The sequence below is a fragment of the Streptococcus sp. NSSLK0004 genome (assembly GCF_059039125.1).
The window spans coordinates 1,433,554-1,446,567 of sequence record NZ_CM180142.1 but is presented as its reverse complement, the minus strand read 5'-3'; the positions used below and the strand labels follow the sequence as shown (position 1 = coordinate 1,446,567).

15 protein-coding genes and 1 tRNA gene are annotated in these 13,014 nt (G+C 36.8%); 10 read left to right on the top strand and 6 right to left on the bottom strand.

Annotated elements, in window-relative coordinates; all coding sequences use genetic code 11:
- Nucleotides 1-7: 7 nt before the first annotated feature.
- Nucleotides 8-113 (top strand) — tRNA-OTHER (locus tag AC4CS8_RS07405).
- 65 nt (nt 114-178) lie between these two features.
- Here AC4CS8_RS07405 and AC4CS8_RS07400 read toward each other — a convergent pair.
- Both AC4CS8_RS07400 and AC4CS8_RS07395 read right to left on the bottom strand, forming a co-directional pair.
- Nucleotides 179-556, bottom strand: a complete 378-nt coding sequence (locus AC4CS8_RS07400) for a type II toxin-antitoxin system HicB family antitoxin (protein WP_493892623.1) — start codon at nt 554-556, stop codon at nt 179-181.
- A gap of 47 nt (nt 557-603) precedes the next feature.
- A complete protein-coding gene (locus AC4CS8_RS07395; RefSeq protein ID WP_095122502.1) occupies nt 604-789 on the bottom strand; it encodes a type II toxin-antitoxin system HicA family toxin in 186 nt (61 codons plus the stop codon).
- Nucleotides 790-888: 99 nt separating this feature from the next.
- Between AC4CS8_RS07395 and AC4CS8_RS07390 the strand changes: the two genes are divergently transcribed.
- The 5 genes from AC4CS8_RS07390 to AC4CS8_RS07370 all read left to right on the top strand — a co-directional run bounded on the left by AC4CS8_RS07390 (nt 889) and on the right by AC4CS8_RS07370 (nt 6,637).
- The gene (locus tag AC4CS8_RS07390) at nt 889-1,290 is read left to right on the top strand and encodes a hypothetical protein (protein ID WP_493892622.1); all 402 of its coding nucleotides are present in this window, start codon (nt 889-891) and stop codon (nt 1,288-1,290) included.
- On the top strand, nt 1,283-2,689 hold the full coding sequence (terL, locus tag AC4CS8_RS07385; RefSeq protein WP_493892621.1) for a phage terminase large subunit: 1,407 nt from the start codon (nt 1,283-1,285) through the stop codon (nt 2,687-2,689). Before AC4CS8_RS07390 ends, terL begins: the two co-directional genes overlap by 8 nt.
- Nucleotides 2,689-4,026 carry a phage portal protein gene (locus AC4CS8_RS07380; protein ID WP_493892620.1) on the top strand — a complete coding sequence of 446 codons (1,338 nt, stop codon included), beginning with the start codon at nt 2,689-2,691 and terminating at the stop codon, nt 4,024-4,026. Before terL ends, AC4CS8_RS07380 begins: the two co-directional genes overlap by 1 nt.
- Nucleotides 3,956-4,891 carry a minor capsid protein gene (locus tag AC4CS8_RS07375; protein ID WP_493892619.1) on the top strand — a complete coding sequence of 312 codons (936 nt, stop codon included), beginning with the start codon at nt 3,956-3,958 and terminating at the stop codon, nt 4,889-4,891. Before AC4CS8_RS07380 ends, AC4CS8_RS07375 begins: the two co-directional genes overlap by 71 nt.
- Nucleotides 4,892-5,038: 147 nt before the next feature.
- Entirely contained in the window at nt 5,039-6,637 is a 1,599-nt protein-coding gene (locus AC4CS8_RS07370) for a transposase (RefSeq protein ID WP_493892618.1), read from the top strand.
- Here the strand turns inward: AC4CS8_RS07370 and AC4CS8_RS07365 are convergent.
- From AC4CS8_RS07365 to AC4CS8_RS07350, 4 genes are read right to left on the bottom strand one after another with little or no spacing between them, the layout of a single operon-like run.
- Nucleotides 6,632-8,059 carry a restriction endonuclease subunit S domain-containing protein gene (locus AC4CS8_RS07365; protein WP_493892617.1) on the bottom strand — a complete coding sequence of 476 codons (1,428 nt, stop codon included), beginning with the start codon at nt 8,057-8,059 and terminating at the stop codon, nt 6,632-6,634. The genes AC4CS8_RS07370 and AC4CS8_RS07365 overlap by 6 nt on opposite strands.
- Complete coding sequence (locus AC4CS8_RS07360; protein WP_493892616.1) at nt 8,056-10,512, bottom strand: type I restriction-modification system subunit M; 2,457 nt, start codon at nt 10,510-10,512, stop codon at nt 8,056-8,058. Before AC4CS8_RS07360 ends, AC4CS8_RS07365 begins: the two co-directional genes overlap by 4 nt.
- A 15-nt stretch (nt 10,513-10,527) precedes the next feature.
- Nucleotides 10,528-10,680 carry a hypothetical protein gene (locus tag AC4CS8_RS07355; protein WP_493892615.1) on the bottom strand — a complete coding sequence of 51 codons (153 nt, stop codon included), beginning with the start codon at nt 10,678-10,680 and terminating at the stop codon, nt 10,528-10,530.
- 14 nt (nt 10,681-10,694) lie between these two features.
- Complete coding sequence (locus tag AC4CS8_RS07350) at nt 10,695-10,973, bottom strand: helix-turn-helix domain-containing protein (RefSeq protein WP_493892614.1); 279 nt, start codon at nt 10,971-10,973, stop codon at nt 10,695-10,697.
- Nucleotides 10,974-11,303: 330 nt separating this feature from the next.
- Here AC4CS8_RS07350 and AC4CS8_RS07345 point away from each other — a divergent pair, with 330 nt between their 5' ends.
- From AC4CS8_RS07345 to AC4CS8_RS07330, 4 genes are all read left to right on the top strand, one after another.
- Nucleotides 11,304-11,768, top strand: coding sequence for an ADP-ribosyltransferase (locus AC4CS8_RS07345; protein ID WP_493892613.1), 465 nt, complete (start codon nt 11,304-11,306; stop codon nt 11,766-11,768).
- Nucleotides 11,765-12,094: a hypothetical protein gene (locus tag AC4CS8_RS07340; RefSeq protein WP_493892612.1), complete on the top strand. Its 330-nt coding sequence runs from the start codon at nt 11,765-11,767 to the stop codon at nt 12,092-12,094. Before AC4CS8_RS07345 ends, AC4CS8_RS07340 begins: the two co-directional genes overlap by 4 nt.
- A gap of 45 nt (nt 12,095-12,139) precedes the next feature.
- The gene (locus AC4CS8_RS07335) at nt 12,140-12,271 is read left to right on the top strand and encodes a hypothetical protein (protein WP_493892611.1); all 132 of its coding nucleotides are present in this window, start codon (nt 12,140-12,142) and stop codon (nt 12,269-12,271) included.
- A 158-nt stretch (nt 12,272-12,429) separates the two neighbouring features.
- Complete coding sequence (locus tag AC4CS8_RS07330; RefSeq protein WP_493892610.1) at nt 12,430-13,005, top strand: DUF4355 domain-containing protein; 576 nt, start codon at nt 12,430-12,432, stop codon at nt 13,003-13,005.
- Nucleotides 13,006-13,014: the final 9 nt, after the last annotated feature.

Below are 13,014 nucleotides of genomic sequence, written 5' to 3'. Positions count from 1 at the left end.
TATTTCTGGGAACATGAGCTAGATTGGAAAATGGCAAAGGGTAGCGCCTTGAGCAAGACCGTGTGACGTCCACGGCATAACGCTATGTGCAGGTTCGACTCCTGCTGTTCCCGTTTAATTTAAGCCACACAACGAAGTGTGGCTTTTTTGTTCTAAAAAAAGAACCACAATGTGGCTCTTAGGCGTGTAATTTAAGTTCAAGTGCTTCGGTTAAGACTTGAGAGAAATTGACGTTGTTGTCTTCGGCAAGTTCATTTAACCATTCAGGAATGGTCACATTTTTACGGACTTTTTTAGATTGGTACTTCTTTTTGTAAGCAAGTATATCGATTCCAATTAAAGCAATAGCGTTATCTGGATATTGCTCTTTTAAAACGGATACGGAACTTGCTTGCGGATATTCTTTATAATCTTCAAGAGCAAAACCTAAAACTTCAACAGCCATTTCATAGGCTTCTTGGATATCTTTTCCTTGAGTGATTGCCTCAGGAACATCTGGAAATGTGACTACAACGTAATCACTGTCTGGTGTAAAGATAGCTGGATATAGTAACATAATGATTCTCCTTTGTTCGAGATAAGCATAGCCAATTGGCAAGCAGATTATTTTAAACCTGCTTGCTTTAATATGGCATCTTCAAGACCTTTAGCTAGATCTTTGTTGTGCATGGGGACAATGACTTGATGTCCTTTGTCGTCTCGGAGTTTTTTATGACTTCCGTTTTGACTAATTTCATAGAACCCATTCTTTTTAAGCAATTTAATTATCTGCTTTGGGGTCATTGGCATATTGCTTACCTCACTTTCTATACTTATATTATACACATAAACAAAGAGAATGTCAAGAGGTAATGCGCATAAAATGCTTATTTTTAAAAAAAGGAGGTGATGATATTGGCGAAAATAAAGCGTGGTAGACCAACCAAGATGACGCAAGGAACACTACGGAAATTAGAAGAGTTGTTTGTGAGGGGATTGAGCGATGAAGAAGCTTGTCTTCTAGCTGATATAGGAACCACAACTCTTTATGATTACTGTAAGGAAAATCCTGAATTTTCGGAGCGAAAAGAGTTGCTTAAACAACGTGTTAAAACACGAGCTAAACTTAATATATCGAAAGCAATCGAAGACGGAGATATAGACTTGTCAAAATGGTACTTAGAACGTCGTGACAACGATTTTAAAACAAAACAAGCAGTGACACACGATGGTGAAGTCAATGTCAACCAAACCAATCCCTTTGCTGGTCTAACAACCGAAGAGCTCAGAAAGCTGGTAGAGGATGGATAGAGCGGCAATCAAGCAACAAGCACGTTTTGAGTTGGCGCGTCGTGATTTCTTTTACTATTGTCATTTGATGGCAAGCGACTTCTACAAACAAGATAGAACGTACTTGGTTGAGCTTTGCAATGACTTGCAAGGCTTTTTAGATGATGACGAACATGATGTGTTGGTTATCAACGAACCACCCAGACACGGAAAATCAAGGACAGCAGGCATGTTCGTCCAATGGCTTCTCGGTCGTGACAATACCAAAAAGATCATGACGGGTTCGTATAATGAAACTTTGTCAACCGTGTTTTCAAAGAACGTCCGCAATGCTATACAAGAGACAAAGGCTGATGACTCTGTCACGGTCTTTTCTGATGTCTTTCCTGACACTAGGATTAAGTACGGTGACGGGGCAATGAATCTTTGGAGCTTGGAAGGTGGCTATAATAACTATCTTGCTACAAGTCCAACAGGTACGGCAACTGGTTTTGGCGCGGATGTGATTATCGTGGACGATTTGATAAAAAATGCGGAAGAAGCCAATAATGCTAGCGTGCTTGAAAAGCATTGGGAATGGTTTACGAATACGATGCTGTCACGTTTGGAAGATGGCGGAAAAATCATCATCATTATGACGAGATGGCACTCTGAGGACTTGGCAGGAAAGGCTTTGTCTGAGTTACCTAAAAATGGCTATAGAGTCAAACATGTTAGTATGAAGGCTTATAACAAAGATACAGATACGATGCTTTGTGAGGAAGTCTTGAGCAAGGAAGCCTACTTTAAACGTATTAAGACGATGGGCGCTGATATTGCATCTGCAAACTACCAGCAAGAGCCAATTGACATCAAGGGTAGACTGTACAGCGAGTTCAAGACCTATGTTGACAAGCCGACATTTAAGCGTATTAGTGCTTATACAGATACGGCAGATACAGGAAGTGACTATCTTGCTAGCTATATCTACGGCGAAACGATGGACAAGGAAGCCTATATCTTGGATGTTGTCTTTACAAAGGAGCCGATGGAAGTGACAGAGCCTTTGCTGGCTCGTAAATTGGTAGAGAATGAGGTCAATCTATGCTGGATTGAGTCGAATAATGGCGGCCGTGGCTTTGCTCGGAATGTCGAACGATTGACGAGAGAGAAACACGGTACGAATTACACTACTGTCAAATGGTTCTATCAGTCGAAAAATAAGCAAGCTCGTATCCTGACTAACGCTACGTGGGTGATGGAACATATCTACTTTCCTGATGGCTGGCGTAACCGCTGGTCTGAATTGTACGCAGAGTTGACAAAGTACCAACGAGAAGGAAAGAATAAGCATGACGATGCTGCAGATGCTTTGACAGGTATCGCAGAGAAGATGACTAGTAATGTCGCTTCGGTTCGTCTATTCGATGGAGGAATTTAATGGCTAAAAATGTTTTTATTCAGTCGGCAGATACGGGGATGTCGCTGGATTTGTTAAGAGAGGCTATCACGGCACATCAAGCCTTGGTGTCTAAAAAATACTTACCTTTGAAAATGATGTACGAGGGCGACCATGATATCTTGCATAATGAGAAAAAAGAGGGATACAAGCCTGATAATCGCTTGGTCGTTAATTTTGCTAAGTATATCGTGGATACTTTTAATGGTTACTTTATTGGCAATCCTATTCAGACGACGCATGATGACAAAGAAGTCGCTGACTATTTGGATTATCTAGATGGATACAATGATCAAGACGATAATAATGCTGAGTTGTCAAAGTTGTGCTCTATCTATGGTCATGCCTACGAAGTGGTGTTTGCAGATGAGAATGCTCAGCTTGGTTTGGACTATCTCAGTCCACTCGAAGCGTTTCTGATTTATGATGACTCAATTCGTAGAAAGCCTTTATTTGGTGTGTTTTACTATCTCAACGCTGAGGACAAGATTGAGGGGAGCTGGTGTGATAGCGACCGAATCGTGTATTTTAAACAGGGTGAAAAGGGTTATGAGCTAACCGATGAGCAAGAGCATTATTTCGGAGCGGTGCCTATTATTGAGTATGTCGAGAATGAAGAGAAGCAGTCTATTTTTGAGAATGTTCGAACGCTTATCAATGCGTTTAACAAAGCTTTGTCTGAAAAAGCGAATGATGTTGAGTACTACGCAGATGCTTATCTTAAAATTTTAGGTGGTGAGCTAGATGAGGAAACGCTTGAGAAGCTACGTGATAAGCGCATCATCAACATTGCGAGTAACGGTGGAGAAGCTGTTGCGGTTGAGTTCTTGAGTAAGCCTGACGCTGATGGCACGCAAGAGAATCTGTTGGAACGTTTGCAGTCGCTTATCTTTGAGATGGCGATGGTCGCAAATATCTCGGATGAGAATTTTGGTGCATCGTCTGGTATCGCGTTGCGTTACAAACTGCAGTCGATGGACAATCTTGCAAGGGTCAAAGAGCGGAAATTTACGTCAGGAATGAATAGACGGTATCGTTTAATCTCTCATTTTCCGACTTCAAAAATAAGCGATGATGACTGGGCTTCGATACGGTACAATTTCACACGCAATATCCCTGCTAACTTGCTGGAAGAGACGCAGATTGCACAAAATCTTGCTGGCATCGTGTCGAACGAGACGCAACTCAGTACGCTATCTATCGTGCCGAATCCGATTGCGGAATTGAAGAAGAAAGAGGGCGAAATAGTTGACCAAGAACAACCTATCCAACGCGGAATACTGGAAGAGCCGTCAGAATCAAACGTGGAAGAATCTTGAGAAGGATGAAGCTAAGCTACTAAAGAAATTGGACAAGCTGTACGCTGACCAATCGGCTGACTTGACAAGGGATATCGCAGTGTATTTTGGTAAGTATGCCAAAGACGATGTGATTGCTTATCGTGATTTGCTGCAGTCGTTGGATGCAGCAGACAAAAAGCTGTTGTTTGAGCGGTTCGATGCGTTTGCTACTAAGTATCCTCAATATGCTTATCTGCTACCGATTCGTGAGTCTATCTATCGTTTGGATAGACTTGAGGGTCTGCAGTACAATATCCGTTTGGCCCAATTAGAGGTTGGTGCTAGCGAGCAGACGGCTTTGCAAAAACACTTACTCGATACCTACACAGGCACTTACGGTCGCTTTGCCAAGGAGTTAGGCTTAGGCGTGGTGGACAAACAAACGGCTCAGTTGTTCATCAATGCGGACTGGACAGGTGCAGGGAACTACTCAAGCAATATCTGGTCTAATCGTGATAAATTGGCTAAGTATTTGGCTAATGATGTCCGTAATGCGTTCATCCGTGGCGATAACTATGCTAAGATAGCGAAAGCGATGGAAGAGCGTTTTTCCAAGGTCTCAAAAGCAGACATTCGTAGGCTGGTCTATACGGAAGGGACTTATGTAGCCAATATGGCAATGATGGCACCGTTTGAAGAGAGTGGGCTATATGATGAGTACGAATATGTAGCAGTTATTGATGGTTCAACCAGCGATGTTTGCCGTGGTTTGGACGGTCAGAAATATAAGATTGCAGACAAGATGCCAGGCGTCAATTTTCCACCCATGCATCCGCGTTGTCGGTCTACTTTTCTGATTGTGATACCGGAGGAGGAAGAGAAAAACTCTTATATTATCCAATAATGGTGTGACAGTTCAAATCGCCATTACAACAACATTTCTAAACTCAATAACTCTATTTCAAGGCTGTTTCTTACTGTGAATCCAGATTGTTATATGTTATAATTATAGTGTAGATAATTAAACCATATGTTGTTAGAGAGGTGTTTTATGGCTAAGAAAAACTTGAATTTAGATGAAGTTATGGCTTATATTGAGAAATTGCCGTTTACTCAATTCAAAAGCGTTGTAGAATATTACTCAAATACCCAAGACAGCGACTTCTCCGATACCCTTAACAAACTGACCGTTTCAAACTTTGAGCAACGGTTAGAGAGTTTAGAAGTAAATTCTTCATGTCCTACTTGCTCCTCTCACGATATAGTTAAAAACGGTCGTAAGAATAATATCCAACAATTCAAGTGTAAAGAGTGCAATAGGAGGTTCACTCGTTTTACAGATACTATCCTAGAAAAAACACGTTGGCATTGGGATATTTGGATTAAAGTCCTAGAAATGACAATTAACAGCTATTCCATACACGATATGATAAATGTTTTGACTAAAGACTATGGTTGCGAAGGTATCAACTACAAGACGGTATGGCTTTGGAGAATGAAACTAATACATACTCTAGCTGAAATGCCCATGCCAAAACTAACAGGCGTTGTGCAAGTTGATGAAACTTTTATCCGAGAAAGTCAAAAAGGAAGTCGGAAGCTAAAATCCACCATCGGAAATAGTGTCGAGCGTAAAGCTAGATATGGTCGCCAACCCTCTCAATATGGTGTTATGGGAGCGGAGTTTGCGACTGTTGTAACTGCTATTGATAATCGTGGTTATTGTGTTTGTAAGGTTGCTAGTCTTGGCAAACTGTCTCCTGAACTATTCTTTGATTTATTTGACCAACACTTTGATAACATCGCTTATTTATGTAGCGATGCCAATAGCGTGTATGAAGATTATTGTCAGTTGAGAAACACTCCACACTATGTTAGACCTTCAAATTTCTTAAAAATCATAGGTAACTACGGCTATATCATTCAAGCAACAGAAGAATTTGAAAAGAAAACCAACAAAAAGGTATTAGAACACCTCTACTATGAAGGGATAACAGACAAAATAACCAACCGTGGCGAAATCCTATTTGATACTTTTAACGATATAAAATACCAAAATGGACTTTCTCTTGCTCGTGTCAATGAACTGCATAATGAGATTAAGCAATATATCTACCGTGATATGACAAATGTATCAACAAAACACCTTCAAGATTATATTGGATTTTTCACTTATATCAGAAATTGGCGAACTACTAACGGCCATTACCCAACCTCACAGAATGATGCAGAAAATATCTTTATCGAGATTTTGAAAACAAAGAAAAACCTTACTTCAACCGAAGTAAGGCAAAAAGAATTATCATTACCAAAACCAAGTTCTCGCTATATGGAAGTATTGAAAGAAGAAACGGAAAAGGCTAGAAATGCCATTGATAACCCCTATTTCAAGTTTAACGAGGAAGATGGAGTATTATCATTCAATAAGCGTGAGTACCTCTTAGACTTGCCAAAAACACGCCTATACGCTATCGCTAAGGAATGTCGGATTCCTCGTTACAAGAAACTAGCTCATTGGTCGTTGGTATCAGTTATCTTGAAGCAGGATAATATTCAAGATATACTCTACCAACAACTCGCAAAAGACCGAAATCAACTCATAGATGAAGAAGATTTGGAAGTGATGCGGTCTAGTGGGTATGTGTTATAAAGCAGATAACAATTTTATGATTTCACTATATACTACATGAGCTTTCTCTTTCTTTTGTTCTTCCTTCTTCATAGAATACTCTATGTCTCTAACTATTTCTTTTTGTTCTTCTAAAACTATCATTGGTATAGGGAAATCTCCTAAATTTTTTGGGTAAATATTTTTATTTTGAAGACCGCTATAATCAGTCATTATTAAACTTCTAAAAAAATCAGTTAATGTAAAATAATAAAAGTATTCAGGGAGAATCTTATTTTTGTCAACTCTCACTCTAGTTGTAAAATCGGCATATATACCTTCTACATTTTTGGGAATTAACGATGTTTTACCGATTGCTTCTCCAGAACGTGCAATTATTACATCTCCCATTGCTACACTCTTATTTTCATAATTAGACAGATAATATTCACTGGTAACTAATTTAGCTTCATCAGCATTGAAATCCCAAGTTTTTATGGTATTCATTGATACATAGTAATAATTTGAAAACATACCATCTGAAACATATTCTTCAGGTTTTATTGATTGTCCGAGAGTAATTCGTTCTGTTGTCAAATTTTTCAGTAGTTCAAAATTTTGATTTTGTAAAGTGCTAATTATATAACTTCTAATCGGATGATTGAAATGAAAACTCATTCTAAGGTCATTCGAGTTTACAAATATAGAACTATCTCGATAAAAAACTCTATTCTCTTTTATTTTCTGAAATTCACTTAAATCCCAAAAAAATTTCTTGGAAAAAATTTCGTTACAAAAGTCAAATCTTGTGATAGATTCTTGCAATAACTTCTGTATTTCTTGATATTTTGTAGAAATTATAGAAAAGTTATTTTCTCCATTAGAATAGATTTTATCTATTGTTGTTTTATCAAAATTTATATATCGTAAGTCTGAAAATTTGATAGTGGGATAACCTTTACCTACTCTAGCTACTGAAATTATATCATTCAGGAAAAAATCTCTCAATATGAAATAGTTTATCAAACTATATCTAAGGTCAACCGAACGTAGATGAATAAATGCGTTTGTAAAAAAAATGTCCTCTTTTGTCTCATCAATGTAGATAATCTTTTTAAGATTTGGTCGAATAGAAGAAATTAAAATATCCCCTTTTTTTACTTTGATAATATCGTTGTTTCTTATTTTTTTATAATAGTCAACATTCTCAAAATCTCTATCTTCATTTTCAAAATCGAGAGAAACGGGATTGACTGTTCCATTGGAATCTACATCTCCAATTTGGCAGTATCTAAACTTTCCGCTTGGAATATCCTTAACAGTATTAGAAGTAACTTCTTGAAAAATATCAGTAAAAGAATAGCTTTCTTGATAATTTCTGTTTGACAGACTAATAAATGAATAATCAATTCGCAAACTATCCTCTATAAATAAATCTTTAAAAGTATAACTGGTTATTTTCATATTTTATCCCATTCTATTTCTCTAATTAAGCTAAGTATATTTGCTTTTTCTGTATCAACAGTTAATATTTCTCCGTTTTCATCCTCTAGGTAGAGTTCGTTTTTGGATTTTTGCAAAATAACCTTACCTTTTCGTTTTTTAACTTTGAATCCAATATGCTCAGTTTCTGCCATAAAAACATTGTTTTGTAATTCTGTTTTGTTGGCTATATATCTAAGAACCCAGTTTATATTTACTTTATATCCTTCAGTTAATTCTTCCAAATCTTTGTCAGGAATTAACAATCCTTGTTTTCTATTCCCCTCTGTATCTAATAATTCAGATTTATACTTTTCTAATAAGATTTCCCAAGATTCGCTAGAATCAATTTGCAAACCTATTCCAACTTGCAGAAATTCCGCAACCGCCAAAGAACGTTGTTCCCCAGAAAGCTCTTTGATATTTAATTTCTTCTCGTCTTTTTCTTCAAAAAATACTTTATATAGATTTCCTACAACGAGACTTAAACGATTATATTCTAAACACGCTTTGATGATGTTTTTGTTCCAATTTTTAATCTCATCATTTGTTTTTTTCTGTGCAAAGAGAATTGACGTTTTGGTAGGAGTATAAGCAAAAGTAGTTTGTGGTAAAGATACAAGAGCTTTTATCTTAAAATACTTAAACAGAAACACTCGTATATATTTGTTTTGAGCGGTATCAAAGATACTTTCAGGCAATACAACAGCTAACCTCCCATTAGGTTTCAATAGCTGATAGTATCTTTCAATAAACAAATTTTCTGAACTCTTATTTGAGAAGATAAAATTACTTGCAACTTCTTTTTGTGTATCCCCATCTAATTTTACGGAGAATGGTGGGTTACTCATTATAATGTCAAAATGTTCGTTGACAGGTTTAGAGTACACATCACTATGTATATTTTTCTCTAGTTCGTTATTATCACGTTTATTGCCATCTGCATCTAACTTAAGATACTTTGTGAATTTTGATAACCCATCTCCTAATTCTGTTCCGGAAAATACGTTTGCAGAGCCATCTCCATGTAAAATCATATTTACCTTGACGGCAGTTCCTAAATCATGATTTAATTCAATGCCATATACATATTGCTGTGCCCATGTATTTTCAGCCCAACTTGGGAACCATTGATTTCTTTTTTGAGTAATTTGAGGATTTCGTTTTAATTTAGTAGTTTTTGAAATCTCATGTGTTAATAACCTCATAAATTCAACCATAAATGTACCACTTCCAGCAGATGGGTCTATAAAATATGGTAAACTAGGTGTCCCATTATTGATGAGTTCGATTGCTTGTTCATCAGCTTTTACTGCATAGAACATAAACTTTACAATGTTTTGAGGAGTAAAAAATTGACCTTTACTTTGTTTATAATCACTCTGAATAATTCCTTCAAAAAAATTTCCTAACAAGTCTTGGTTTGCTATAACACCATTTTCAGCTCTAAAAGCATATTTTTCTAAAGTTTGTACTGTGTGTTTTAGTTTTGAAAGAGAAAATTTTCCACGTTGAACTACTGGCGGAATGTCTGCTTCATTCGTAATAGACATTCTTTCTTTAACTGCATCAATATACAATCCATTTATTCTATCATATAAATCTTCCAAACTTTCAAATTCTTCATTTGAATCAATAAAAGTGTTAGATTGAAATTTATATGCTTCATCATCAGAAGTGGTGTCCTCATCATGTATTTTAGCTAGAATTAGATTAGTCAATGCTGAAAAAATATCATTATCAGAAGTTGCTCCACCACCCCAAAGGACATCATGCAACTTAACACTTAATTGATTGATAGTAGATTCGCTATAATCTAACTCTAAATCTTTGTCACTTCCTCGAACATAAGGTTTTTTAATTGCTAAACCGTAATTTGAAGGTATAGTATCTGTATATTCACGATTTTCTTTCCATAGTTCATAGGAATTATTTCTACTATAATCTAATAATATCGAAATATCTTGGACAGAATTATTGGTAAAATTGATACTAGAATAGACCAAGTATTTTACATTATGTCCCTCAGCTATTTCTTGACTGGCTACTTTTATCAACTGATTTTCAATCGCAGTTTCCATTTCAATTTCATACTGACTTGGAGACTTTATTTCAAAGAACAAGAAGGCGTCTCCGTTAGCATCTGATAATCTGACATCAACATAAACCTCTTTAGCTCCTCTTCCTAGATTGAATCGCTTTTCTAGTTTTATTCTTTCGACTGGATAGCCTAATTCATTTACTAATTTTGTGATAATAAATGCTCTCGTCCATTCCTCATCACCACAATTTTTCATTTTAATTTTTTTATCCATTGATAAACTTTTATCATAGATTATAGAATCTTGTTCTACATCCACCTTCACAATTTGTTTATCAAAGGATTTTATATACTGTTCGATTAGGTATTTTTCTTCTTTTGTTATTTTCCCCATGATTGCTCCCTCCCTCTAAACACAAAAAACAGAACTTACACGCTTAGTAGTAAATTCTGTCTTTCTTTTTGTAGCATAAAAAGAGGTTAAAGAAATAACCTTAATTACTTGTCTTGTCTTGTCTTGTCTTGTCTTGTCTTGTCTTGTCTTGTCTAATGATTGTACCATCATTCTCTCCTTCGTCAAGCATTTTTCTTCTGAATTAGGCGTAAAACTTTTTGACCTTTTTCAGTAATTGCATACTTACCACGCTTATTTTGATAAGGGCTAACATAATCTCCCTCAATCAAATCACGCAATAGTCTATTTGTTTTTAATTTTGACATGTGGTTGATGTCAGCTATCTCTTGTTGAGATAGGGGGATATAATAATCGCCTTTCACTTCGACTTGATTTTCCTTCAGCGACTTTAGCAGGCGGAAAGTATCATTTGCGAAAGGTTCAAGAGTAAATTCAACCATAAGTAACCCTCCTAACTTAATTATTATATCACAAAACAAAACTACATAAAAGGTCATATACATACACCGTAAAATATTTTGAAGTAAATTCTCAACGAGAAAACAACAAAAACTAGCCGTTTTTGGCATTTTCAGCTATCAATGGTTAGTTTTCTTGTTGTTATAAAGCCGTTTTAAGGCATCAGTTAGTTATCACTCTCTAATTGGATAATATAAAAAAACTCTAAATCTGTTGAAAAAGCTAACAAAAGTGATATAATTAGCTATAAAGAGGTCGCTCCAGAAATTGAGAAGGAGTTGCAAAAACAGTCTGATAAGCTATACAAAAATATGTTTTTGGAAGAACGTTATGCGTTTGATGGCTACACGAATGCAGACTACCGAACCATCAATGAATATCTAAGAGGTATAAACAAAGATGGTGTGACCTGGCCTGAGGACTCTGTAAAACTCATTGACAAGGTCTTGAGCAATAATAGAATAGATAAAGATTTGATTCTTTATCGTGGCGTTTCTCCAGAAGAATTTGAGTTATGGAAAAAAGGGGAAAAATGGGACACTTATTTGTCAACCTCAATAGATTCAGAAGTAGTTAGTACGGTATTTGAGGAAGATGAATACGGAAATAAACGCCGTCTAGTTGAAATCCATGCCCCACGGACAACTAAAGGAATCTATATAGGCGAGAATACAGCTGTTATGAATGAAAAGGAAATGCTATTGCATAGAGGACAGAAGTACAAGATTTTAGAAGAAAACGAAAATCGTATTAAAGTGGAGGTGGTCTCAGAATGAAGCAAAATATGATTGACGGACTAAGAAAATATCCGAATTTGAGAAGTGTAAATTTAGAGACTAGTATAAACTTTCTAAATTCTGCAACTGATGAAGATTTACGTGAAATAGGTCTGCCTATTTTTGTGGTAGTTTCTGGGCCTTGGCTCAGAATGATGTCAACGTGGTATAAAACTCCTATTGATTGTAGTTTTGTAAAGGACTATATGGAATATTATGGTATTCCTGAAGAAATTCCAATAGACTATAAAATGAAATCATCACGCTTATATAGGTTATTAACAGACAACCCAACCCTTACAGCAAAGGAATTTTTAAGCACCTAGAGAAATCTAAGTGCTTTTTTGTTGCAGAAAAGAAAGGAGATGTGAATGTTACGTCACTACATTACCAAATACAAAGAAGGCGACCGCTACTATGCTGAAAGTTGGTTGCAATTCGAATTATTTGGCAAGGTCTGGTGTTTTAGCTGTAAAAAAATCGATGTCACGCTGAGATTTTAGGGAGGTGGTCCGACATCTTGACAGCAGGAAAGACTGCCACTAACAGTATAACTTAACCGTATGGAATCCCATGCGGTTTTCTTTTTGTCCAAGCATTGATGACGTAAAAAGCTATGGGATAGATAGTCGGGGACGACTTAAAAAATAGGAGGTTCGCAATGAACGAAGAAACACAAACAGTCGAAGCGGTCGAAGATGATAAGAAGGTAGCAGCTGAACCTGAACAAGTCATTGAAGACCCTAAAGACGAAAAGAAATATACAGACGCAGAACTGGATGCGATCATCGGTCGCAAGTTTGCCCAGTGGAAGGAAAAGCAAGAGAGGGAAGCTGATGAAGCGAAGCGCCTTGCTAAGATGAACGCTGAGGAGAAAGCGAAGCACGAGCAGGACAAGCTCAAGGCTGAAATCGCTGAATTGAAGCGTGAGAAGACATTGTCAGAGATGACAACCGCTGCCCGAAACATGCTGAAAGAAGCTGATATTACAGTGGACGATGTTTTATTGAAAGCTTTGGTCACTGAGGATGCGGATGCCACCAAATCAAATGTAGAGGCTTTCGCAGCGTCTTACAAGCAAGCGGTGGAAGATGGTATCACGGCGCGTCTGAAAGCTCCAGTCATGAAAAAAGGAGCGACTACATCAACTCTGACCAAAGAGGCTATTATGGCAATCAAGGATACGGCAGAGCGTCAACGGTTGATTGCCGAAAATCAATCATTATTTATTAATTAAGGAGTAAAA